General features: G+C 73.6%; 19 protein-coding genes. 3 read left to right on the forward strand and 16 right to left on the reverse strand.

The genetic code is table 11. The features are described from left to right. Positions 1-197 precede the first annotated feature (197 nt). Complete coding sequence (locus ACFV88_RS12160) at positions 198-1,853, forward strand: protein kinase (RefSeq protein WP_385489123.1); 1,656 nt, start codon at positions 198-200, stop codon at positions 1,851-1,853. Between the two features lie 17 nt (positions 1,854-1,870). Here the strand turns inward: ACFV88_RS12160 and ACFV88_RS12165 are convergent, their stop codons facing one another. From ACFV88_RS12165 to pdhA, 11 genes are all read right to left on the reverse strand, one after another. Then, positions 1,871-3,967 carry an MMPL family transporter gene (locus ACFV88_RS12165; protein ID WP_385489125.1) on the reverse strand — a complete coding sequence of 699 codons (2,097 nt, stop codon included), beginning with the start codon at positions 3,965-3,967 and terminating at the stop codon, positions 1,871-1,873. Positions 3,968-4,182: 215 nt separating this feature from the next. Next, complete coding sequence (locus tag ACFV88_RS12170) at positions 4,183-5,436, reverse strand: NAD(P)/FAD-dependent oxidoreductase (RefSeq protein WP_385489128.1); 1,254 nt, start codon at positions 5,434-5,436, stop codon at positions 4,183-4,185. Positions 5,437-5,743: 307 nt separating this feature from the next. After that, positions 5,744-6,277, reverse strand: a complete 534-nt coding sequence (locus tag ACFV88_RS12175; protein ID WP_385489130.1) for a bacterial proteasome activator family protein — start codon at positions 6,275-6,277, stop codon at positions 5,744-5,746. 144 nt (positions 6,278-6,421) lie between these two features. Continuing rightward, the gene (locus tag ACFV88_RS12180) at positions 6,422-6,679 is read right to left on the reverse strand and encodes a hypothetical protein (protein ID WP_385489133.1); all 258 of its coding nucleotides are present in this window, start codon (positions 6,677-6,679) and stop codon (positions 6,422-6,424) included. Positions 6,680-7,355: 676 nt separating this feature from the next. Continuing rightward, entirely contained in the window at positions 7,356-8,333 is a 978-nt protein-coding gene (locus tag ACFV88_RS12185) for an NAD(P)H-quinone oxidoreductase (RefSeq protein ID WP_385489136.1), read from the reverse strand. 9 nt (positions 8,334-8,342) lie between these two features. Beyond that, positions 8,343-9,425 carry a potassium channel family protein gene (locus ACFV88_RS12190; RefSeq protein ID WP_385489139.1) on the reverse strand — a complete coding sequence of 361 codons (1,083 nt, stop codon included), beginning with the start codon at positions 9,423-9,425 and terminating at the stop codon, positions 8,343-8,345. Next, on the reverse strand, positions 9,413-10,963 hold the full coding sequence (locus ACFV88_RS12195) for a molybdopterin molybdotransferase MoeA (protein ID WP_385489142.1): 1,551 nt from the start codon (positions 10,961-10,963) through the stop codon (positions 9,413-9,415). The genes ACFV88_RS12190 and ACFV88_RS12195 overlap by 13 nt, the downstream gene beginning before the upstream one ends. Beyond that, positions 10,960-11,886 carry an NTP transferase domain-containing protein gene (locus tag ACFV88_RS12200; RefSeq protein ID WP_385489144.1) on the reverse strand — a complete coding sequence of 309 codons (927 nt, stop codon included), beginning with the start codon at positions 11,884-11,886 and terminating at the stop codon, positions 10,960-10,962. Before ACFV88_RS12200 ends, ACFV88_RS12195 begins: the two co-directional genes overlap by 4 nt. A 57-nt stretch (positions 11,887-11,943) precedes the next feature. Beyond that, positions 11,944-13,500 carry a dihydrolipoamide acetyltransferase family protein gene (locus tag ACFV88_RS12205; protein WP_385489147.1) on the reverse strand — a complete coding sequence of 519 codons (1,557 nt, stop codon included), beginning with the start codon at positions 13,498-13,500 and terminating at the stop codon, positions 11,944-11,946. After that, positions 13,500-14,507 (reverse strand): alpha-ketoacid dehydrogenase subunit beta, encoded by a 1,008-nt coding sequence (locus ACFV88_RS12210; protein ID WP_385489150.1) that lies wholly within the window; start codon positions 14,505-14,507, stop codon positions 13,500-13,502. The genes ACFV88_RS12205 and ACFV88_RS12210 overlap by 1 nt, the downstream gene beginning before the upstream one ends. Then, entirely contained in the window at positions 14,504-15,730 is a 1,227-nt protein-coding gene (gene pdhA / locus ACFV88_RS12215) for a pyruvate dehydrogenase (acetyl-transferring) E1 component subunit alpha (RefSeq protein ID WP_385489400.1), read from the reverse strand. Before pdhA ends, ACFV88_RS12210 begins: the two co-directional genes overlap by 4 nt. A gap of 211 nt (positions 15,731-15,941) precedes the next feature. On the opposite strand from pdhA, the gene ACFV88_RS12220 reads away from it, so the two are divergent. Beyond that, positions 15,942-16,487, forward strand: a complete 546-nt coding sequence (locus ACFV88_RS12220; protein ID WP_385489153.1) for an Lrp/AsnC family transcriptional regulator — start codon at positions 15,942-15,944, stop codon at positions 16,485-16,487. A gap of 14 nt (positions 16,488-16,501) precedes the next feature. On the opposite strand, the gene ACFV88_RS12225 is transcribed toward ACFV88_RS12220, so the two are convergent. Beyond that, complete coding sequence (locus ACFV88_RS12225) at positions 16,502-17,092, reverse strand: TetR/AcrR family transcriptional regulator (RefSeq protein ID WP_385489156.1); 591 nt, start codon at positions 17,090-17,092, stop codon at positions 16,502-16,504. After that, positions 17,089-18,603: a 3-hydroxyacyl-CoA dehydrogenase gene (locus tag ACFV88_RS12230; RefSeq protein ID WP_385489158.1), complete on the reverse strand. Its 1,515-nt coding sequence runs from the start codon at positions 18,601-18,603 to the stop codon at positions 17,089-17,091. Before ACFV88_RS12230 ends, ACFV88_RS12225 begins: the two co-directional genes overlap by 4 nt. Positions 18,604-18,749: 146 nt before the next feature. Here ACFV88_RS12230 and paaN point away from each other — a divergent pair, with 146 nt between their 5' ends. Continuing rightward, positions 18,750-20,441 carry a phenylacetic acid degradation protein PaaN gene (paaN, locus tag ACFV88_RS12235; protein ID WP_385489160.1) on the forward strand — a complete coding sequence of 564 codons (1,692 nt, stop codon included), beginning with the start codon at positions 18,750-18,752 and terminating at the stop codon, positions 20,439-20,441. Between the two features lie 31 nt (positions 20,442-20,472). On the opposite strand, the gene ACFV88_RS12240 is transcribed toward paaN, so the two are convergent. The 3 genes from ACFV88_RS12240 to ACFV88_RS12250 all read right to left on the reverse strand — a co-directional run bounded on the left by ACFV88_RS12240 (position 20,473) and on the right by ACFV88_RS12250 (position 23,705). Then, positions 20,473-21,264, reverse strand: a complete 792-nt coding sequence (locus ACFV88_RS12240; RefSeq protein WP_385489163.1) for a TrmH family RNA methyltransferase — start codon at positions 21,262-21,264, stop codon at positions 20,473-20,475. 102 nt (positions 21,265-21,366) lie between these two features. Then, complete coding sequence (locus ACFV88_RS12245; RefSeq protein WP_385489166.1) at positions 21,367-22,761, reverse strand: HTTM domain-containing protein; 1,395 nt, start codon at positions 22,759-22,761, stop codon at positions 21,367-21,369. Next, complete coding sequence (locus ACFV88_RS12250; protein WP_385489169.1) at positions 22,758-23,705, reverse strand: DUF5819 family protein; 948 nt, start codon at positions 23,703-23,705, stop codon at positions 22,758-22,760. Before ACFV88_RS12250 ends, ACFV88_RS12245 begins: the two co-directional genes overlap by 4 nt. Between the last annotated feature and the right edge of the window lie 472 nt (positions 23,706-24,177).

Consider the following 24,177-nt stretch of genomic DNA (forward strand, 5'->3'; position numbering starts at 1 on the left):
CGGGGCAAATCCTGTGTCCGGGTGCCCACAGGGGCGGTAACGCTTCCGCGACGCTTCATTCGCGTACGGTCACGGAACGGGCACCGAACTTGACGTGTCAGTGACCTCCGGCAGACTTGGCCGGGAATAGCACAATCGATCACCGAACGCGGGAGCCGGGCGACAGTCACCGACCGCGCCGATGGGGGACGCAGACCATGAGCCAGGACCGCGCGCAGGGTCACTACGCAGGGCGTTCGGTCGGCGGTGGACGCTACCAGCTGCGGGACCTGCTCGGCGAGGGCGGCATGGCCTCCGTCCACCTGGCCTACGACTCGGTGCTCGACCGTCAGGTCGCGGTCAAGACCCTGCACACCGAACTCGGGCGCGAGCCCGCGTTCCGGGAGCGGTTCCGCCGCGAGGCGCAGTCCGTGGCCAAGCTCACCCACACCAACATCGTGTCGGTCTACGACACCGGTGAGGACGAGCTGAACGGCAGCACCACCCCGTACATCGTCATGGAGTACGTCGAGGGCCGGCCGCTCGGTTCGTTGTTGGAGTCGGACGTCAAGCAGTTCGGCGCGATGTCCACGGACAACGCGCTGAAGATCACCGCCGATGTACTGGCGGCGCTGGAAATCAGCCACGAAATGGGGCTGGTCCACCGGGACATCAAGCCCGGCAACGTGATGATGACCAAGCGCGGCGTCACCAAGGTCATGGACTTCGGCATCGCCCGGGCCATGCAGTCCGGGGTCACGTCGATGACGCAGACCGGCATGGTCGTGGGCACCCCGCAGTACCTCTCGCCGGAGCAGGCCCTCGGCCGCGGCGTCGACGCCCGCTCCGACCTGTACTCCGTCGGCATCATGCTGTTCCAGTTGGTCACCGGGCGGCTGCCGTTCGAGGCGGATTCGGCGCTGGCCATCGCGTACGCGCACGTCCAGGAGAACGCGGTCGCCCCGTCGACCATCAACCGGTCGGTGCCGCCGGCGGTGGACGCGCTGGTGGCGCGGGCCCTGCGGAAGAACCCGAACGAGCGCTTCCCCAGCGCCGAGGCGATGCGCGACGAGTGCCTGCGGGTCGCCCAGTCGCTCCAGCAGGTCGCGCCCAGCATCGTGCCGGGGGCGCCGACCGCGAGCGGGGCGGGCGTCGGCTCGGCCGTCTTCCCGCCGGTGGACCGGTCCGCGGCGCCCGCGCCGGGCCCCGTGCACGCGCCGTACCAGCCGGGTCCCTACGGTCCGCCCACGCCGTCCCCCGCGCAGCCGGCGCCCCCGCAGCCGCACGGCGCCGGACCGGGGTACGGCTATCCGCAGCAGGGGTACGGGACCCCGGCGCCGGGTCCGTCCGTCGGGTACGGGGTGACGCAGCAGGCGCCGGCCCCCTACGCCGTGGGGCCGCAGCAGGGTTCCCGGGGGCCGGGCGGCAAGCGCAAGCGCAACACCGTGGCGGTCGTGGTGGGGGTCTTCCTCGCCCTCGGCGTCCTCGGCGGCATCATCAACTCCTTCGGCGGCAACGGCGAGGACGAGCCGGGCGCCGGGTCCAGCCCGACCGCGTCCGCGCCGAAGGTCGCCGACGGGTACCGCGGTCCGGACACCACGAAGGCCATCGAGGACACGGAGTGCAGCGAGCCCGAGACGTCGTACACCGACGAGGGCAAGGTCGAGATGCCGAACTTCGTGATGAAGCACATCGACTCGGTGAAGAAGTGCCTCCAGGCCGGCGGGTGGCGCTTCGACACCACCGACGTCAACGAGAACACGTACGGTGACGGGGCGGTGATGAAGCAGTTCCCGCAGGCGGGCACCGACTTCGACCCCGAGAACCCGCCGACCATCCAGCTCGACGTCTCCACCGGCAACCCCGCGCAGTAGGTTCCCGGACCCGTATCTCAGACGTCCCGCCCGCCCGGACGCCGGCTCAACACCCCCGGCCACCAGGACGCGGGGCCGATGTCCCGCACCAGTGCGGGGACGAGCAACGAGCGCACCACCAAGGTGTCGAGCAGCACCCCGAAGGCCACGATGAAGGCGATCTGGACGAGGAAGGCGAGCGGGATCACCCCGAGCGCGGCGAACGTCGCCGCCAGCACGACCCCCGCGGAGGTGATCACTCCGCCGGTCGCGACGAGCCCCTTCAGGACTCCCGCGCGCACCCCGTGGCGCAGGGACTCCTCCCGTACCCGGGACATCAGGAAGATGTTGTAGTCCACGCCGAGCGCCACCAGGAACACGAAACCGTAGAGCGGTACGGACGAGTCGGTCCCGGCGAATCCCCAGACGTGTTCGAAGACCAGGGCCGAGACACCGAGGGTGGCCAGGAAGTTCAGTGCCACGGTGGACACCAACAGGAGCGGCATCACCAACGAGCGCAACAGTCCCATCAGGATGATCAAGATGATGACCAGGACGACGGGAACGATGACCGTGCGGTCCCGTTCCGCGGTGACCTGGGTGTCGTACTGCTGAGCCGTGTAGCCACCCACGAGCGCCGCCGCGTCGGGCACGGCGTGCAGCGACGTGCGCAGCCGGGCCACCGCGTCCTTCGCCGCATCGCTGTCCGCCGCGTCCTGGAGGGTGACGTCGATGCGCACCCGACCGTCGACGACGAGCGGTGGACCACCACCGGGGCGCCCCGACTCCGTCACCGCCGCGACGGAGGCCACCCCTCGGGTACGGCCCGCCACCTCCACCACCTGCTCCGCCCGATCCGCGGCGGCGATGACGACCGCCGGATTGCCCGACCCGCCCGGGAAGTGCCGGGCGAGCGTGCGCTGGGCGGAGACGGACGGCGCGTCCTTGACGAAGATCTCGTCCAGCGGCACCCCCTTCGACGTGAGCGCGGGCGCGAAGGCCGCGCAGACCAACAGGCCCACCAGCGAGAGGGACCACACCCGGCGGGGCGCCCGGTCGACCAAGGCGGCCACCCGGGGCCATATCCCCGAGGGGCTCGCGGCCGACTCCGCCGAAGGGGGCGCGGCCGGCCAGTACGCGGCCCGACCGAGCAGCACCAGCACCGCCGGGAGGAAGGTCAGGGCGCTCAGCACCGCACAGACGATTCCGATGGCGCCGACGGGTCCGAGCGCGCGATTGTTGGTGAGATCGCTCAGCAGCAACGCCAACAGCCCCAGCGCGACCGTGGCCGCACTCGCGACGATCGCCCCCGTGGACTGCCGCAGCGCGGCCCGCACCGCGAGGAACCGGTCCGTCGTGCGGGCGAGTTCCTCGCGGTAGCGCGCCGTCACCAACAGGGCGTAGTCCGTCGCCGCACCGATCACCAGGATCGACAGGATGCCCTGGACCTGACCGTCCACCCGCACCACCCCGCGATCGGCGAGGAAGTACACCACGGCGCACGCCAGACCCAGCGCGAACACCGACCCCACGATGATGACCAGCGGCAGCAGCACGCTCCGGTACACCAACAACAAGATCACCAGCACCGCGGCGAGGGCCACCCCCAGCAACAGCCCGTCGATCCCGGCGAAGGCGTCCGACAGGTCCGCCTGCGCAGCGGCCGGCCCCGCCAACTCCGCCGTGGCACCGGGCACGCCCCCGGCAGCCTTCCGCACCCGGTCGAGGGTGCTCTCCAGCCCGTCCCCGAGGTCGGGGCCGAGTTGCACGATCCCCTGGAGCGCCCGACCGTCGCGCGAGGGCAGTGCGGGGGAGGGCCGCCCTTCCACACCGGGTTCGCCGGCGACGGAGGCCAGTGCCCGGGTGGCCGCGGCGCGCTGCGCCCCGTCCAAGCGACCACCGTCGTCGGCGGTCCACACCACGAGGGCGGGCACCGTCTCCCGCTGCTGGAAGGCCCGCTGCTCCGTGATGACCCGCGTCGACTCCGCACTGCGCGGCAGGAAGGCGGCCTGGTCGTTGGTGGCGACCTCACCCAGCTTCCCCGCGAAGGGGCCCAGCCCACCGCCGATCGCGAGCCAGGCGACGAGCAGGGCCACGGGGATCAGCCAACGGGCCCGTCGCGGTGTGGTGGACATGCGTGCTCCGAGTGATCACGTTCACTTGCCTCGAAGACCGCCCGGGCCCTTGAGGGAGAACCGAATCCGTCCGGGCCGAGGGTTCCCCGGCCGGTCTGCATCACCGCATGGCGTCGAACCATCCGATGATCGGGATTCCCGCGGTGCTGTCGTTCCGGATGCACCGGGCGCCACACCGGTTCAGGATGCTCAGGCACTTCTGGGCAGGTGAAGCGTCAGGTCGAGGACGCGAGGTCTCGGAGCACGGTCCGCGCCGCCCTGGCGCCCGAGGCCAGCGCACCCTGCACCGAGCCGGTGGCCCGGTGGTCGCCGCAGACGTAACGCCCCGGGCCCACCCTCGCCGTACGGCCGAGCGGCTGCGGAGGCGGCATGGCGGGCAGCGCATCGGGAACCGTACGTACGGTCAAGAGCTCCCAGCCGTCGGTTCCGGTGTCGTAGACCTCGGCCAGTGCCGCCCTCAGGAGGGCTTCGCGCCCCGGTTCATCGGTACCGAGCACGGAGGTCGCGATCAGATGGCGGCCTGCGGGCGCGTACCCCGGCTGGACCTCGCTCAGCACGCAGGTGTTGAGGAACCGGCGCCCGGAGTCGATCAACAGGGTCGGCTCGCCCAACGGGGAGCGGCCGTCCGTGGCGTGGTAGTAGGTCGTGACCACGCGCGAGGCCGGTACCACGAGCCCGGGGAGCAGCGAGGCAGCCGCTCCGGGACCGGTCGCCACCACCACCGCGGGCGCGGCGATCTCCTGCCCCGACGCGAGCAGCACTCCGTCGTCGGTGAGCCGCTCCACCGGACGGTCCCACGACACCACCTCGGCCGGGAGCCCCGCCGCGAGCTGGGCGGGCACCGCACCGATGCCCCGGGCGGGAAGACAGAGCGTGCCCCGCACCATGCTGCGCCACACCAGATGGAAGAAGCGGCTGGAGGTCTCCAGCTCGTCCTCCAGGAACACGCCCGACAGGAAGGGCCGGAAGAGCCACTCGATGAACTCTTCGGAGAAACCCGCCGCCGAGAGCGCGGTCCTCGTGGTGCGGTCCTCGGCGCGCTTGAGCGGCTCGACCGGCCCGAGGGCGTCCCGTGCCGAGAGCATCCCCAGCGCCAGGAGGTCCCGCGCGGAACCGAGGCGCCCGGGGCGGAGGTCCCCGAGCCGGTGGGGTGCACGGGTGGGATCGGTGAAGCGGAGGCGACCCCGCTCGGTGTGCACCAACACCCCCGCGGTGAAGGGACGCAGTTTCAGGGCGCGCAGGGTCAGCCGTCGTTTCACCTGGGGGTAGGACGTGTTGAACACCTGGAAGCCGCGGTCGATGACGAAGCCCTCGTGCCGGTCGGACCGCATCCGACCGCCCACGCCGTCCGACGCCTCCACCACCCGGACGCTCAGCCCAGCCCGCAGCAGGTCCCCCGCGCACGCCAACCCGGCGAGCCCCGCTCCGACCACCACGGCGTCGGGGGGCGCTTCGCTCGTCGCAGCCATGGATCGCCGCTCCTCCTCCGAACCGCGGCTTCGGTCACGAGCGGGCTCGGCCCTCGTCATGGATTCGTCCTCTCCGCTCCTTCCCGCGGACGGCGGTCCGTGGATGCGGAAGGGCGAGGTTCCTCCGAAGGCGCTCGGTGCCGGTGGCAGGTGGCTCAGCGCCGGGGAACGGCGCAGGGCCCGCACCCGCCGCTTCCCAGCACGATGCCCCACCGAGCTGACGCTCGGTGGGGCATCGCGGGGGCCGGGCGAACCGACAGCGTCCACACGGTGGGGGACGGCCCGTCGTCGAACCCCGTGACCGGGCCTACAGGTACGGGCCGCCCGTCCGGCCGCCCGGGTGGCCGTGGTCCTCGTCGCCGCCGACGCCCGGCGGCAGGGCCCGCCGCATCTGTTCGAGCTGGGCGCGGGCCGCCATCTGCTGGGCGAACAGCGTGGTCTGGATGCCGTGGAACAGGCCCTCCAGCCAACCGACCAGCTGGGCCTGGGCGATCCGCAGCTCCGCGTCGCTCGGCGTCGCCTCGTCCGTGAAGGGCAGCGACAGCCGCTCCAGCTCGTCCACCAGCTCCGGGGCGAGCCCGTCCTCCAGCTCCTTGACGGAACTGGCGTGGATCTCCTTGAGGCGCTGCCGGCTCGCGTCGTCGAGGGGGGCGGCCCGCACCTCTTCGAGGAGCTGCTTGATCATGCTGCCGATGCGCATGACCTTGGCCGGCTGCTCCACCATCTCCGTGACCGGCACCTCGCGGGAGTCCTCGTCTCCGCCGCCGAGAGCCATTCCGTCCTGGCCCACGACCAGGACCTGGGGGCTCTCCGGCGACCGTTCGTTCCTCGGCATCTCCATGGGCTCATTGTCGCGCACCGGAGCACCCGTCGGCGTGGTACCCCGTGGATCGTGATCGTTCCGTCCGTCGGGGCCGGGCGGGCCACCGCCGGACGGGGGGTGTCGCGCACCGCGTCGGCCCCCGTCCGACGGTGACGGTCGCCGTCAGGACTGCCGCAGCCGCCAGCCCAGGTATCCGAGGCCCAGCCCCATCAGCAGCAGCCCGCTGCCCAGGGAGAGGACCTCGGAGGCCGGCCCGTGCGCAGGGGAGGGCGGGACCTGCGGCGCGTCGTCCATGGCCCGCCCGTCGGCCTCGCCGGCCTCGGAGTCCCCTTCGGAGTCCGCTTCGGAGTCGATTCCGGGGTCCGCACCGAAGTCGGATGCGGTGTCCGGGTCCGGGTCCAGGTCCGGGCGACCGCCCACCGGTCCGTCGTGGAGACCGTCCGGCCTCGGCGCGGTGGACGCGGTGGGTACCGCGCTCGGGTCGCGCCGGGGCGGTTCGCCCTCGGGCCGACCGGGACGAGGACGCCCCTCACCGTGACGGCTACCGGCGCGGGACTCCTCCGGGGCGGGGGCCCCGGTGCGGGAGGGTGCCGCGGCGGGGCTCCCGGCCGCGGGCCCGGACGCGTGCGCCGGGCCCGGGCGCCCACCGGGACCGGGGCCCGCGCCGGCCGGTGCACTGTCGGAACGCCCGCCCGGCGTCGGTACGGCGGGCGTCCCGGCCGGATCGTGCGGGGCCGGATCACGCGGAAGCGGCTGGCCCGGGGGCCGCACCGGCCGTGGACGGCCCTCGCCACCGCCGGCGCTCTCCGGGGCGGGGATCGGTGCACGGGAGGGGCCGGCGGCACCACCCGTCGGCGCCCCGGACCCGAAGGAGGGGGCGGGGGCGGGGGGCACCAGTGCGCGCGCCGGACCGGAGCCCAGCGGCCCCAGGAGCAGCGCCGTCAGGACCGCGGCGGTCCCGCCGAACGCACCCAGCCACGCAGCCACAGCGACCGCCCTCCGGACAGAGCCATCCCCGCGGCCCACCCTCACACGGGCCCGGGGCGCCGGCATCCCGGAGGGGTCCGTCCGGGGTGCGCCCGTCCGCAGCGCACGGTCAGACGGTGAGCAGCACCTTTCCGATGTTGTCGCCGTCCTCCAGCACCCGGTGGGCCGCAGCGGCGTCCCGCATCGGCAGGCTCCGGTCCACGACGGGCCGCACCCGTCCGGCCGCGACCAGCGGCCAGACGTGTTCCCGCACCGCGGCGACGATCGTGGCCTTCTCCGCCGGGGGGCGCCCCCGCAAGGAGGTCGCCGCGACCGCGCCCCGCTTGGCCAGCAGCGCCCCGAGGTTCAGTTCGGCCTTCGCCCCGCCCTGCAAGCCGATGATCACGAGCCGACCGTTCACCGCCAGCACCTGCACGTTCCGCTCCAGGTACGCGGCGCCGACGATGTCGAGCACCACATCGGCCCCCGCGCCCCCGGTGGCCCGTCGGACCTCCTCGACGAAGTCCTGCTCGTGGTAGTCGATCAGCACGTCCGCGCCCAGCTCGGCGCAGCGGCGCAGCTTCTCCGCACTGCCCGCGGTGACGGCGACCCGGGCCCCCACCGCCTTGGCGAGTTGGATCGCGAGCGTCCCGATCCCACTGCCCCCGCCGTGGATCAGCACCGTTTCGGCGGGCCGCAGGTGCCCGACCACGAACAGGTTCGACCAGACCGTACAGGCGACCTCGGGCAGCGCGGCGGCCTCCACCAGGGAGAGGTTCCCGGGCCGCGGCAGCAGCTGGCCGACCGGCACCACGACCTGCTCCGCGTAACCGCCACCGGAGAGCAGGGCGCACACCTCGTCGCCGACGGACCATCCCGCGACCCCGGGCCCCAGGGCGGCGATCCGCCCGGAACACTCCAGCCCGGGATGGGGCGAGGCGCCGGGCGGCGGGTCGTACAGACCGCGCCGCTGCAACAGGTCGGCCCGGTTGACGGCACTGGCCACCACCTCGATCAGGACCTCGCCCTCAGCGGGGACGGGGTCCGGCACCTCCCCCCAGGTGAGCACTTCGGGACCACCGGCCTCGGCAACACTGATCGCATGCATGGCGCGAGGCTACTGCGACCCCGCGGTCCGGGCCGAAGCCCGGGCGATGGTGATGAGCCGGTCCGTCAACTGGAGCTTGCCGATGGCGGGGTCGTCGTAGCCGAGCACCCGGTGGCCCCGGACGACGCTCACCACCAGGTCCTCGGTCTCCCGGGCGGTGAGTCCCACCTCGGCCTTTATGACCGGTCGTTCCACGATGTCGAGGCCGCTGCCCTGGTGGATCAGGTCCTCCATGACCCGTCCCGCGCTGGGGCTGAGCACCGAGAGACCGAGCAGCCGCCCGGCCGCGCTGGCGCTGGTGATGACCGCATCGGCGCCGGACTGGCGCAGCAGCGGTGCGTTCTCCTCCTCGCGGACCGCCGCCACGATCTTCGCCGCACGGTTCAGCTGACGGGCGGTGAGGGTCACCAGCACCGCCGTGTCGTCGCGTTGGGTGGCGATGATGATCTGACGCGCCTTCTGCAACTCGGCCCGCAACAGGACGTCACTGCGGGTGGCGTCGCCGATCACCCCGACGAACCCTTCTGCGGTGGCCACCTCGATGACCTTGCTGCTCGGGTCGACGATCACCACCTGGTCCTTGCTCAGCCCCGTCGCGCAGACGGTCTGGACCGCCGAGCGCCCCTTGGTGCCGAAGCCCACGACGACGGTGTGGTCACGCAAGTTGGACCTCCAGCGGCTGAGCCGCCATTCCTCCCTGGTGCGCTCGGTGAGCACCTCCAGGGTCGTACCGACCAGGATGATCAGGAACACCACCCGCAGGGGGGTGATGACCAGGATGTTGATGAGCCGCGCCCCGTCGCTGACCGGAGTGATGTCGCCGTACCCGGTGGTGGAGAGGGTGACGGTGGCGTAGTAGAACGCGTCGAGCAGGTCAACCGATTCGTCGGAGTTGTCTCCGTAGCCCTCACGGTCGAAGTAGACGATGAGGGCCGTGCTGACGAGCACCAGCAGCGCCATCAGCACGCGCTTGGCGACCTGGAGCAGCGGGCGTTCGACCACCCGCTTGGGCAACTTGATGCGCCCGGTGACCAAATGATCATCGGCCTGACGCGCGATCGCGTCTTGGCCTGGAAGTTTCACGTGAAACACACCCCAAGTGCGGACATGGACCAGGGAAGGTCGAGGATCTCCAACTCCTGCCCCGCACGGGCCCCCCCGGGCGGTACCACCGCCAGCCCGTCGGCCGCGGCGATCCCCCGCAGCATCGCCGGTCCGGTGTAGTGCAGCGGCACGGCGGTGTCGGCACGCAGGGCCACGGGGACGAGCCGGGTGTCGTCCCGGTGTCCCGCCACCTCGTCCCGTACCGGTGCCGGGTAGGGCTCCGGAGGGGTACGTCCCGCCAGGGTGCGGATCAGGGGCTCGGCGAGGGTCAGCAGACCGGACACCGCGGCGAGCGGATTGCCGGGCAGACCGACCAGGAACCGGGCACGGAGGGTGGGGGTGCCCAGTCGGGCGAGCAGCATCGGGTGGCCGGGGCGCACGCGCACACCGTCCACCAGGAGCACCGCACCGAGTCGCTCCAGAACGGCGTGCACATGGTCGACCGGACCCGCGGCGGTTCCTCCGGTGGTGACCACCAGGTCGGCCGTGGAGCCGGCCACGGCCCCGTACAGACCGGTCGCGTCGTCGCCGAGGTGGCGGACGGTGGTGACCTCGGCACCGAGCGCGCTGAGCCAGGGGGGCAGCAGCGGGCCGAGCGCATCGCGGATCAGGCCGTCGTGGGGGAGCCCTCGGCGCAGCAGTTCGTCGCCGAGGACGAGGACGTCCACGGTGGGCCGCGGGACCACGGTGAGCATGTCGTATCCCGCGGCGGCGGCCAGGCCGACGACGACCGGGGTCACGAGGGTCCCGGGCGGGAGCAGCGGGTCGTCCCGGCGGCACTCCTGGGCGCGGGGGCGGATGTCCTGGCCCTGCGGGACCGCCCGGTCCGGGTGGAGCCGTCCGTGGTGGTCGGTGCGGGCGTGTTCGGTACGGACGACGGCGGTGGTGTCCGGGGGGACGCGGGCGCCGGTGGCGATCCGTACGGCTTCGCCGTCGCTGAGGCGCGGGAACGGTGCCGTCCCGGCGAGGAGTCCGTCGTCCCGGACGCTCCAGGGCGGGGGGCCGGACACCGCCCAGCCGTCCATGGCGGAGGTGTCGAACGACGGAAGGTCCGTCAGGGCGGTCAGCGGGGTGGCGAGGACCATGCCGGCGGCCGAGTGCAGCGGAACGCTGACCGGGGCGTTCGCCCGGCGGGCCGTGGCGCCCGCCGACTCGGCGGTGCGCCGTGCGTCGGGCCAGGCAGTGGCGTGGAGGTCGATCGGGTGCGGGGGTCCGCCGTGGGTAAGGGAGTCGGTACGGGAGCGGGTACGGACGTGGGTACGGGAGCGGGTGCCCGGGGCGGCGGGGTGGGGGTCGCCGGGGTCGAGGGGGGTGGCGTCACGGGCGGTGGCGTCGAGGGCGGTGGCGTCGGGAGCTGCGTCGAAGGCCGTGGCGTCCGGGGAGGTGGCCTGCGGATGTCGTTCCCCCCGTACGCGGCCGGGTTCCTCGGGGTGCCCGGGTTCCGGCGGCGCTGGATCGGGGAGCAGCGGCTGACGGGTCAGGGCCTCGTACAGGGCGAGATGGTCGTCCGGTGGCGGTGTGGTCATGGCGCGTCCGGGTGGACGGTCTCGGCGGCCGGGTCGGCAGCGGACCGGTCGGCGGTGGGCTGTTCGGGAACGGCGGGCCGTTCAGGGGGCTCCGCCGCCCAACGGGCGGCCAGTTCCGCGGCTCGGCGGGCCGCCGCGGCGACCGCTTCGGGCCCTCCGCCGGCCCGGGCCGCCGCATAGCCGACGAGGAACGTCGTCAGGGGCGCCGCGGGTCGCGCCACCCCGTGGGCGGCGTCCCGGGCGAGGTCCAGCAACAGCGCGGTGTCGACGTCCAGGTCGAGGCGCAGCTCGTCCTTGACCGCAGTCATCCATTCGTCCAGCACGCGCCCATGCTCCCTGATCTGGGCCCGTGCCGACGCGATGTCCTCCCAGGTGTCGCAGTCGAAGGAGGCGACGGGGTCGGCGAGGGTGGTCACCGTCAGCAGCGGAACGAGGGCGCGCAGGGGGAGCCCGGCCAGGCTCCCGTGGCGGTCGGCGAGGCCGTCGAGCGCCCGGCGCAGGGGCTCGGTCCGATAGGCGGCGACCAGCGGCTGCACGCGGCCTTCGGCGTCGGCGAGCAGGGCGGCCTCGGCGGCTCCCGCGTCCAGCGCGGCGACCAGGTCCCGGACGGTGCCCGGGGTGAGGAACGGCAGATCCGCCGAGAGCACGACGGTCACCGGGGCGGTGACCTGGCGCAGTCCGGCGTCGAGCGCCGCGACGGGGCCCTGTCCGGGAGGTTCCTCCCGGGTCCAGCGCACCGGGCGCTCGGTGCGACGCCGGTCCGCGACGACCACGGTGGTCCGGGCGCCCGCGCAGGCCGCGAGGACCCGGTCGAGCAGCGTGCGGCCACCCACCCGTACCCCTGGTTTGTCGGCCCCGTCGAGACGGCGGGCGGCGCCGCCGGCGAGGACCACGGCGTCGTGCGCGCCGTCGTGCGCGGTCATCCCCCGAGTATGGGCGTTGGCCGAAACCGCGCCGCCCCGGGGGTTCGGTCCGCGCGGTCAGAGGGTGCGCAGCAGCACCGCGGGCTGTTCCACGCAGTCGGCGACGTACCGCAGGAAACCGCCGGCCGTACCGCCGTCGCAGACCCGGTGGTCGAAGGTCAGGGTCAGCTCGACGACCTGGCGGACCGCCAGCTCCCCTTCGTGGACCCAGGGCCGCGCAATGATCCGGCCGACCCCGAGCATGGCCGCTTCCGGGTGGTTGATGATCGGTGTGGAGCCGTCGACGCCGAAGACGCCGTAGTTGTTGAGGGTGAACGTGCCGCCGGTGAGTTCCACCGGGCCGAGGGCACCCTCGCGGGCCCGGTCGGTGAGGCGGGCGACCTCGGCGCTCAGGGACTCCGTGCCGCGGGTGTGGGCGTCCTTGACGACGGGGACGACCAGCCCGCGCGGGGTCTGCGCGGCGAAGCCCAGGTGGACGGCGTCGAGCTGGACGATCTCGCGGGCGTCCGGGTCGACGGTGGCGTTCAGTTCGGGGTGCCGGGCGAGTCCCGCCACACAGATCCGGGCCAACAGGGCGAGCAGGGAGATCCGCGGCCCGCCCGCCGCGTTCATCGCGGTGCGCGCCCGCAGGAGCTCCGTGGCGTCGGCGTCGACCCAGACGGTCGCCTCGGGTATCTCGCGGCGGCTGCGCGCCAGTTTGTCGGCGACCGCGCCGCGCACGCCCCGCAAGGGGATACGCGTGCCACCAGACGCGCCGACGGCGGGCGCACGGCGCTCGATGGATGCCGGGGCGACCGCCGTCGCCGCCGCGTTCGACGGGGCCGGGGGCCCGGCCGGGGCGCTCGCCCGGGTCGGGGCCGGCGCGGCGGGGGACCGCGGCGGAGTGGGGATGCCCGCGGCGGGAGCCGGTTCCTGGCCCGGTACGGCGCGCAGATGCGTCCGCGCGGCGAGGGCGTACTCCACGTCCGCGCGGAGGATCAGCCCGTCGGGTCCCGATCCGGCCAGCTCGGCGAGGTCGATGCCGTGCTCCCGGGCGAGCTTGCGCACCAGCGGCGAGATCACGGGGACCGGTCCCTCGCCGCGCGCCGCCGGAAGGGGCGCCGGGGCGGACCCGGCGGGGGCGAGGGCGCCGGGGCGGACCCGGCGCCGGCGCGCGGGCGCCGCGCCCGTGCCGTACCCGACGAGCACGTTGCCCGAGGCCGCGTCACCCGCCGGCGCGCCAGGAGCACCGCCCGCGGAGCCGACGGAACCGGCGGAACCTGCGGAGCCGGCAGTGGTCCGTGCGGTGCCGCTCGGGTCGGTGCCGTGCGGGCCGTCCGCGGCGTGCGCGCGGTCCGTGCCGTCCGCGGGCAGGACCTCGGTGGCCTTGGCGCCCACCGCGACGGTGATCAGCGGAGCACCGACGGGCAGTTCCGTGCCCTCCTCGCCGAAGCGGGCGGTGACCACGCCCCCGTACGGGCAGGGCACCTCGACCATCGCCTTGGCGGTCTCCACCTCGACGACCGGTTGGTCCACGGCGACGACGTCACCGACCTCCACGAGCCAGCGGACTATCTCCGCCTCCGTCAGCCCTTCCCCTAGGTCCGGCAACTTGAATTCCAGCACCTGTGCCATCAGCCCTCCGCCTCCCACTGAAGCCGGGCCACGGCATCCAGGATCCGGTCGACGCCCGGCAGGTGGTGCCGTTCGAGCATCGGCGGCGGATACGGGATGTCGAACCCGGCCACACGCAGTACTGGGGCCTCAAGGTAATGGAAGCAGCGCTCGGTGACCCGCGCCGCGATCTCGCCGCCCGGTCCGCCGAAGCCGTTCGCCTCGTGCACCACGAGGGCGCGACCCGTCCTGCGCACCGATGCGCAGACCGTCGCGTCGTCGAACGGCACCAGCGAACGCAGGTCCACCACCTCCAGGTCCCAGCCCTCCGCCGTCGCCGCCTCGGCCGCCTCCAGGCAGACGGGGACGGACGGCCCGTACGTCAGGAGCGTGGCGTCGCGACCCGTGCGCCGCACCACCGCGCGTCCCAGGGGGTCAACGGCTGCGGGGCGGTCCGGGTTCCAATCGGCCTTGGACCAGTAGAGCCGCTTGGGCTCCAGGAAGAGCACCGGATCGTCGGAGGCGATGGAGGCGCGCAGCAGTCCGTACGCGTCGGCGACGGTCGCGGGGGTCACGACGTGCAGTCCGGGCGTGGCCATGTAGTACGCCTCGGAGGAGTCGCTGTGGTGCTCCACGCCGCCGATGCCGCCGCCGTAGGGCACCCGGACGGTCAGCGGCAACGGCATGGCGCCGCGGGTCCGGTTGCGCATCCGGGCGACGTGCGAGACGAGCTGTTCGAACGCGGGGTAGGCGAACGCGTCGAACTGCATCTCCACGACGGGTCGCAGCCCGTACATGGCCATCCCGACGGCGGTGCCCAGGATGCCGGCCTCGGCGAGCGGGGTGTCCGCGCAGCGTTCCTCGCCGAACTCGGCGGCGAGGCCGTCGGTGATCCGGAAGACCCCGCCGAGGGCGCCGACGTCCTCGCCCATGACGTGCACGGCCGGGTCCTCGGCCATCGCGTCCCGCAGGGCCCGCCCGAGGGCCTGGGCCATGGTCGCGGGTTTCGCGGTGACGGTGGCGCTCATCGTGCGGTCCCCTCGTGCCCGTACCCGTGCCGACCCGCCGGGCCGTCCTGGCTGCCCCTGCCGTCCTGGACGCCCCGGCCGTCGCCAGTACCAGCGGCGTCGGCGCGCTCGTCGTTGCCGGCGGCGAGCTCGGCGCGCAGTCGGGCCGCCTGTTCGCGCAGCTGGGGGGTCGGCTCCCCGTAGACGTGCGCGAACAGGTCCATCGGGTCGAGTGCGGGGTCCTGGTTCATCCGGGCCCGCAGATCGGCCGCCATCTCCTCGGCGTCCTCGCGGACGGCCCGCAGGGCGTCCTCGTCGAGCAGTCCGCGCGCGGTCAGCTCCGCCTCGATCAGGTCGACGGGGTCGTGGGCGCGCCAGACGTCCACGTCGGAGGCCGCGCGGTAGCGGCCCGCGTCATCGGCGTTGGTGTGCGGCTCGACGCGGTACGTGATGGCCTCCACCAGGGTCGGCCCCTCCCCGTTCCGCGCCCGGGCGACCGCCTCGGTGAGGACCTCGTGCACGGCGAGGACGTCGTTGCCGTCCACCAGCCGGCCGCGCATCCCGTACCCGACGGCCTTGTGCGCCAGGGAGGGGGCGGCGGTCTGTTTGGCCAGCGGCACGGAGATCGCGAAGCCGTTGTTCTGGACGAGGAAGACGACCGGGGTGCCCCAGACCGCGGCGAAGTTCAGGGCCTCGTGGAAGTCGCCCTCGCTGGTGCCGCCGTCGCCGACCATCGCCAGCGCCACCACGTCGTCGCCCTTGAGCCGGGCCGCGTGCGCCAGGCCCACGGCGTGCGGCAGTTGGGTCGCGAGGGGCGTGCTGAGCGGAGCGACCCGGTGCACATGGGGGTCGTAGCCGGTGTGCCAGTCGCCGCGCAGCAGGGTCAGCGTCTCCACCGGGTCGACGCCCCGGGCGATCACGGCGAGCGTGTCGCGGTAGCTGGGGAACAGCCAGTCGCGCTCTTCGAGGGCGAGGGCCGCGGCGATCTCGCACGCCTCCTGTCCGGTGCTCGACGGATAGACGGCGAGCCGGCCCTGCTTGGTCAGCGCGGTCGCCTGGGTGTTGTAGCGGCGGCCCCTGACCAGCTGGGCGTGGAGCGTGCGCAGCAGTGCCGTGTCCGTGCGACGGGCCGCCGGGGTGCCGAGCACCCGGTACGGCTCGGCGTCGGGCAGCAGCGGGGCGGGGTCGGTGCGCGGGGTCCAAGCGGGGGGCGGGTTGGGGACGTACGTCCCGTGCTGGTCCATGACCGGTGTGCTGTGCCTCTTCACACGTGCACCTCCTCGTCGACGGGGCTCCTCGGGGGGAGCGGCTGAGGCGCCGACGGGGTGCGCGCCTCACCTACCGATTGTTCGGTCAGCGGCACATTTTGGCTACAGGCCATCCCGGGCTGTGGACAAACGGTTCTCCACAGCCTGGGATGAACGCAGTACGTCCATGATAGGGAGGCGGGGGGACATGGCAGCTGAACGAATGGTCGACGGGCCCGAGGGCGAGGGCGGGACCGAAGATCCGGGGAACCTCGGCGGCACGCCGTTCGCGCTCCCCGAGTTGCCGGCCCGCCCCCTGGACGCGATCGACCGGGACATCCTCCAGATCCTCCAGGCCGACGGGCGCGCTTCGATACGGTCGGTCGCCGAGCGGGTCCACGTCTCCCGGGCCAACGCCTACGCCCGCATCAACCGTCTCATCGACGACGGGGTCATCCGGGGCTTCGGCGCCCGCGTCGACCACGAACGGGCGGGGCAGGGGGCCTCCGCGTACATCACGCTGAAGATCGTCCAGAACTCCTGGCGCACGGTCCGCGAGCAGTTGCGCGCGCTGCCGGGGGCCGCGCACATCGCCCTGGTCAGCGGCGACTTCGACGTGCTGCTGCTGGTCCACTCGGCCGACAACCGGGCGCTGCGCGAACTGGTCCTCACCCGGCTCCAGGCCATCCCCGAGGTGCTGAGCACCCGGACCCTGCTGGTGTTCGAGGAGGACCACCTCGACCCCGAGCCGTGACCGCTGCGGGGCCGTCAGGGTTCGTGGCGGAGGCCCTCGAAGACCAGGCGGACGACGGCCTCGCAGACCTCCTGGTCACCGTGGCCGCGGCCGTCCGGCCGGTACCACTCCACGATCGAGTTGATCATCCCGAAGACCAGTCGGGTGGCCAGCCTGACGTCGACGTCCCCGCGCACGTCCCCGTCGGCCGCGGCGGCCCTGAGCAGCTCGGACACCCGGTGGTCGAACTCCCGCCGGCGCTCCAGGGCCCACCGTTCGGTGTCGGTGTTGCCGCGCACCCGCAGCAGCAGCGTCACGTACGGCAGTTCGTCTATCAGCACCTCCACCATGCGCCGGGTGACGTGCTCCAGGCGCTCCACCGCGCGCCCCCCGCACGCGCGTTCCTCGTCGAGGATGCCGAACAGGCGGTCCAGCGCCCGGCTGACGGCCCGCTTCAGCAGTTCTTCCTTGCCGGTCACGTGGTGGTAGATGGACGATTTGGAGATCCCCGCCGCCTTGGACAGGTGCTCCATGGAGGTGCCGTCGTAGCCCCGCTCGTTGAAGACGGTCACCGCCACGGCGAGCAGGGACTCGGGGGTGTACGTGTCGCGCTTCACGGCGGTCATGAGGCGGGCTCCCGCTTCTCGGAGGCGTAGGCGTGGCGGTAGAGCGCCAGCGAAGGGGCGTAGCGTCCCGAAGGGTCGCGCAGGTGCAGGTCGTCCAGGAGCGAGTGGGCCCAGCTCCGGCCGAGCCGGCGGCTCCACTCGAAGGGCCCCAGGGGGTAGTTGACGCCGAGGCGCATGGCGGTGTCGACGTCCTCCTCGGTGGCGACGCCCCGGGCCACGGCGTCCATCGCGAGGTCGATCAACCGGGCCACCGTGCGGGCAACGATCATCCCGGGCACGTCCCCGATGACGCTCACGTCCTTGCCCAGCGCCTGGAACAGCCCGGTGGCCTCCCGCAGGGTGCGCGGCGAGGTGTCCTGGGAGGCGGCCAGCGCGATCCGGGTCGCCGCGCGGTAGTCGAGGGCGAGGTCGAAGTAGACGACGTCCCGGAACTCCACGGAGGTCTGTCCGTCGGCCAGGGCGAGTTGACCGCCGCCGGGCAGGAGCAACCGGGTGCCGTGGTCCTCGTCCTCCTCGCGCACGGGGATGCCCGCCCCGCGTATCAGGTCCAGGAGCGCGCCGGCGGGACCGAGGTCGCCCTCGACCACCACGTGCGCGGGCGCGGGGGCCGGGTCCGCCGTGTGGGGTTCGGGCTGTTCGGCCCCGTCCCCGTACGCGTACCAGCCGCGGCCCGACTTGCGGCCGAGGGCGCCCGATTCGACCAGGCGCCGCTGGGCGAGCGACGGGGCGAACTTCACGTCCCGGAAGAACGCCTCCCACACCGCGTGGGTGACGGCCTCGTTGACGTCCTGCCCGATCAGGTCGGTGAGTTCGAAGGCACCCATCCGGAAGCCGCCGCTCTCGCGCAGCACCGCGTCGATGGTGGCCGGGTCGGCGCCCTGGTACTCGTGGACGGCGAACGCCTCGGCGTAGAAGGGCCGGGCGATCCGGTTGACGATGAACCCGGGGGTGTCCGCGCAGGCCACCGGGGTCTTGCCCCAGCCGCGGGCCAGTTCGTACGCACGCGTGGCGGACGAGAAGTCGGTGGCGGACCCGGAGACCACCTCCACCAGCGGGAGCAGCGGCGCCGGGTTGAAGAAGTGCAGGCCCACGCAGCGCCCCGGCACCCGCAGCGCCCCGGCGACGGCGGTCACGGAGAGGGACGAGGTGTTGGTGGCGAGCAGGCAGTCGTCGTCGACGACGTCCTCCAGTTCGCCCAGCAGCCGCTGTTTGACGTCCAGCCGCTCCAGCACGGCTTCGACCACCAGCCCCGAGCCGGCGAGGTCGGCGAGCGCGTCGACGGGCTCCAGCCGGGCCAGTGCGGCGTCCCGCTCGGCGGCGCCGAGCCGGCCCTTGGCCACCAGTCGGTCCAACCGGCCGCCGATCGCCGCCGCGGCGGACGCGGCCCGGCCCGGTGCGGCGTCGTGGAGGCGCACGGGGTGCCCGGCGGTCAACGCGACCTGGGCGATGCCCTGTCCCATGGTGCCGGCACCCACCACGGCCACGGGGCTGCTGAGGTCGATTGCTGTCATGCTGGCAGATCCTCCCTCACGAGGTTGTCCACAGCTTCGCCGGACCCCCTTGTACCGACCGATCGTTCGGTTACTCTAGCTCTGTCCGCCCGTTCCTGCCCAGCTCGCCGGCCCCACAGGGACCCGGCCCGAGGAGGAGTTGGTCCATGTCCGCCGAACCCACCGCGCACCCGCTGATCGCCGCCCACCGACCCGTGCTGGACCGGGCCCTGGAAGCGATCGCCACCCGCGCGTACTGGTCCCCGCACCCCGAGCACCCCAAGGCGTACGGCGAGAACGGCAGCCTGGGCCCGCCGGAGGGCCGGGCGGCCTTCGACGCCGTCCTCGGCACCCGGCTCGACCTCGACCAACCCGGCACCGACGACTGGGTGGGCGGCGAGACCTCGCCCTACGGCCCGGCGCTGGACGTCAGCTACCCGCACCCGGACCCCGACGTCCTGATCCCCGCGATGCGCAGCGCCCTGCCGGCCTGGCGGGCGGCCGGCCCCGAGCTGCGCGCCGCGGTCTGTCTGGAGGTCCTCGCCCGGATCAACGCCCGCACCCACGAGTTCGCGCACGCCGTCATGCACACCAGCGGGCAGGCGTTCCTGATGGCCTTCCAGGCGGGCGGCCCGCACGCCCAGGACCGCGGCCTCGAAGCGGTCACCTACGCCTACGCCGAGCAGGTCCGCACCCCGGGGTCCGCCGAGTGGGTCAAGCCCCAGGGCAAGCGGGAGCCGCTGACCCTCGCCAAGCGGTTCACCCCGGTCGGCCGCGGGGTCGCCCTGGTGATCGGCTGCAACACCTTCCCCACCTGGAACGGCTATCCGGGCCTGTTCGCCTCGCTCGCCACGGGCAACGCCGTCCTCGTCAAACCCCATCCGCGCGCGGTGCTGCCGCTGGCGCTCACCGTGCAGGTGGCCCGCGAGGTCCTCGCCGACGCGGGCTTCGACCCGAACCTCGTCGCGCTCGCCGCCGAACGCCCCGGCGAGGGCCTGGCGAAGACCCTGGCCCTGCGCCCCGAGGTCAGGATCATCGACTACACGGGGTCCACGGAGTTCGGCGACTGGCTGGAGACCCACGCCCGGCAGGCCCAGGTGTACACGGAGAAGGCGGGCGTCAACACCGTCGTCATCGACTCCACCGACGACTACCGGGGCATGCTGTCCAACCTGGCCTTCTCGCTGTCCCTGTACAGCGGCCAGATGTGCACCACCCCGCAGAACCTGCTGATCCCCCGCGAGGGCATCAGCACCGACGCGGGCCACAAGACCCGTGCGGAGGTGGTGGCCGACCTGTCGGCCGCCGTCGACGGCCTCCTCGGCGACGACGCCCGGGCGAACGCCCTGCTGGGGGCCCTGGTCAACCCGGCGGTACGGGCCCGCCTCGAAGCCGCCCCGGAGCTGGGCGAGGTCGCCCTCGCCTCCCGGGCGCTCACCCATCCCGAGTACCCGGACGCCGTGGTCCGCACCCCGAGCATCGTCACCCTGGACGGCGCCAAGCCGGACGACGGGGCCGCGTACCTCAGCGAGTGCTTCGGCCCGGTGTCCTTCGTCGTGGCCACCGACTCGACGGCCGCCTCCCTGGAACTGCTCCGCCGCACCGTGCGCGAGAAGGGCGCGATGACGGTCGGGGCGTACACCACCTCGCCGGAGGTGGCCCGCGGCGTCGAGGAGGTCTGTCTGGAGGAGTCCGCGCAGCTCTCGCTCAACCTCACCGGCGGGGTGTACGTCAACCAGACGGCCGCCTTCTCCGACTTCCACGGTTCGGGCGGCAACCCCGCGGCGAACGCGGCCCTGTGCGACGGGGCGTTCGTGGCCAACCGCTTCCGGGTGGTGGAGGTGCGGGGCACGGTCTGAGGCCTCCCCCGCCGTCCCTCCCGGCGGGTGCTCAGGGGCCGGCCGGGGCTCCCTGCCGGGCCGACCAGTGGAACAACGTCATGGCCACGCTGGTCGCGAGGTTGTAGCTGGAGACCCGCGGGTTCATCGGGAGCGACAGCAACCGGTCGGCCCGGGCCCGCAACGGGGCGGACAGCCCGCTGCGTTCGGAGCCGAAGGCGAGGACGGCGTCGTCCGGCAGGACGACGCCCCGGATGTCCTCGCCCTCGGCGTCCAGCGCGAACAGGGGCCCCTCGGGCAGGTCGGCGACCTCGTCCACGCGCTCCACGGCGGTGGCGAAGTGGAGCCCGGCGCCGCCACGCACCACCGTGGGGTGCCAGGGGTCCAGGGTGCCCGTGGTGACCACCCCGGTCGCCCCGAAACCCGCGGCGAGCCGGATCACGGCCCCGGCGTTGCCGAGGTTGCGCGGCTGGTCGAGCACGATGACGGGGGTGGTGCGGGGCCGCCGGGCCAGGGCGGCGAGGTTGAGGTCCCGCGCCGGGCGCACCGCCAGCGCGGCCACTCCGGTGGGATGGAGCCGGGGCACCAGGGTGCGCAGGTCCTCCTCGGGCACCTCCACCAGGAGCGTGCCGAGCGGCGCCACCACGTCGGGCGCCAACTCGTCCGCGAGGGCGAGCACCGCGCCCCGGTCGGCGGCCAGGACGAGCGGCACCCGCGCCTCGAAGCGCAGGGCGTGCTTGACGGCGTGGAACCCGTCGAGCAGCACGGCACCGTCGGCGAGCCCCCGCCAGGCGCTCACCGCCCGGGCGGCGTCGCCGGTGTGCTGGGCTCCCGTCGGGTTCATGCCGGTCAGCCTACGTGCGCCCGGGGCGGAGCCCAGCGGCCCGGCCCCGGGCGCACGACGAACACCGCGGGCTCATCACGACCACCGCGCCGGCGCCCCCGGCTACCGCGGGCTCCCCACGGGCGGCGCGCCGTCCCCGGGCAGGTCCGGGGCCGGGTCCTTGCCGAGGCGCACGGGTCCGTCCCCGCCGACCCCCACGGGCTCCGCCGGTACGGGACGCCCCGCCTCCCCGGCCCGCTGCCCCGGCACGGCAACCGGTACGGGATCGGGTCCGGACTTGCGCTCGGGTTCAGGCTTGGGCTCGGCGCCCTGCGTGTCGTCCCGGCCCGGCGGCCCGGGCGCCTTGGCCCGGCGGAACACCCCGAGCACGCGCTCCCACAGCCGGGTCACCGCGCGCCCGAACCGCCGCAGGAACGAGGTGGGCAGGAAGACGGCGTCCGCGGCGATCATGGCGAGGGAGAAGAACGGCAGCCCCAGGGTCACCGCGATCACCGAGTGCTCCATGATCATGACCGCGAGCAGGACGTTCTTGACCTTGCGGTTGAACAGTGTGAAGGGGAAGGCGACCTGCACGATGACCGTGCCGTAGGTGACCAGCATGACGAACGTGCCGGACTGCGTCATCAGGTCGGAGAGCGCCGGCCAGGGCGAGAAGTAGTCGAGGTGCAAGGGGTAGTAGACGGCCGTGCCGTCCTGCCAGCGCGAGCCCTGCACCTTGTACCAGCCGGCGGTGGCGTAGATCAGACAGGCCTCCGCCATGATCACGAACAGTCCGGCGTTGTGGACGACGTTGGCGAGGACGTCCAGCAGTCGGCGGTTCGGGTTCAGACGGTCGGGACCCTTCCGGTCGAAGGCCCACCACAGGGCCAGCCCGAGCCACACGCCCCAGAAGAAGACCAGCCAGACCCATCCGAGCTCGCCGCTGAACGTGAGTGCGGACAGCGCGACGCCCAGCACCCACCACAGGACCGGGCCCACCCGGTCCTCGCGGACCCGTTCGCCCCGGGCGAGCGCCGCGGACGACCGCCGCTCACGACGGGCGTCCAGGGACCACACCTGCCCGCAGCGGGTGAGCACCAGGTAGAGCGCCATCAGATGGATGACGTTGTCCCCGCCGTCCCCTATGAAGACGCTGCGGTTCTGGAGCGACAACACGCCGATCATGAACAGCACGGACATGGTGCGGGTGCGCCAGCCGAGCAGCAGCAACGCGCTGGAGAGCACGGCGAGCCCGTAGACGAGCTCGAACCAGAGGTTGCCGTCGAACCACATCAGGGCCGTGAAGGCACCGTTGTCGGCGGTCCAGTCCCGGGCCATGCTCCAGCTCCACGGCCCGTCGGGTCCGTACAGCTGGTGGCGGTGCGGGAGTTCCCACAGCAGGAACAGCAACCAGGTGAGCGAGAACCCGATCCGGACGATCGCCGTCTGGTGGGGGCCGAGGGCGCTGCCCGTGACCCGGTCGATGCCGCGCGCGAGCGCGCTGCCGGTCCCGCTCACGGGGTCTCCTCCGTACGGTCGGACCGCGCCCGGGTGTCGCCCGCCGCGTCCAACGGCCTGTCGTCCTCGGTCACCGACCACCAGGGCACATGCCGGTAGTGCGGGTTCAGATCGACGGTCTCACCACTCCATGACGGTGGTGCGACGTTGGTGGTGGCGGCGCGCACCTGGACCCTTTCGATGGTGCCGCCCCGGCCGTCGCGCTCCTCGTCCTGGAGTCGTTCGAGCCGCATCACGACGATGCGGCGCACGTACTCCCCGGAAAGGGTGCCGCGCAGTCCGTTGGGCTGGTTCTGGGCGTCGTGCGAACCGACGAAGAAGTCCCAGGCGCGGCGCAGTTCGTTCTGCTCGGTGTGGCTGGGCAGCAGGTTGCCGTTGATGGCCTCGCCGTCGAGCGCGGAGAGGTCGTACCAGCCGGTGGTACGACGCTGACCTTCCTCGTCACGCACTTGCGCGCGCGCGTGCACCGCCACGTTCTGCTGCAACGGGTTCGGGGCGAACAGCTTCCAGTTCTGTTCGAACTCGGGGTAGATCCACGCGTCGATGGCGTCGGCGTACTGCTTGGTCATCGTGTTCGACGGGGCGACGTGCAGGAACGACAGCCCGAGGTGCGCGGCGACGGCCAGGGCGGCCAGCACGAGGGCGAGCGCGGCGGTGAGCTGCTGCCCCAGGGGCAGCCCCGCTATCCCCGCCCGCGGCCTCGCGGGCGGCTTCCCGGCAGGTGGGCCGCCACCCGTCGGCTCCCCGGCGTCCGCCCCGCCCGTGGCTGACGCGCCCTCGGCCCGTACGTGCCCAGGCTGCGGGCCGGCCGCCGGCGTTCCCGCAGCCGGAAGGTCCGCGGACGGCAGGTCCGCGGACGGCAGGCCCCGGACGAGCGGCCACCCGGACGACGCGTCCACGGCCGACGGACCGCCGACCGGCATGCCCGCGACGGGCGGACGCACGGACGGCGCAACTCCGGCCGCCCCGTCCCCGGCGGGCGGACCAGCGGCCGACGGGCCCCCAGCCGGACCGTCCACGGAAGGCAGCTCCCGGCCCGACGAGTCCCCGACCGACGGGTTCACCGGTGGTGCGTCCCCGGCCGACGGACCGTCGGCCGCCGTACCAGCGACGGGCAGGTCCCCCGTCGACGGGTCCCCGGCCGACCCGTTCCCGGCCGACGGACCGCCGACCGGCTTGCCCGCGACGGGTGGGTCCCCGGCCGGCGGGTCCTCCAACGGCGGGTCGCCGGCCGACGGGTCCGTAGCCGGTGCATCAGCGGCGGGCGACCCGGCGGACACGTCCTCCCCCCGCGGCCCCGCAGGGACCGGCCCCGCCGCACCCGGTGGGCCGGCGACCGGCGGGCCCCCAGCGCCCGGTGGGCCCTCAGCGGCCGACGGCCCAGGAGCCGGCGGCGCAGCAGCACCGTCACCCCCC

Origin of the sequence: Streptomyces sp. NPDC059816, from assembly GCF_042732055.1 — a bacterium.
Taxonomy (GTDB): Bacteria; Actinomycetota; Actinomycetes; order Streptomycetales; family Streptomycetaceae; genus Streptomyces.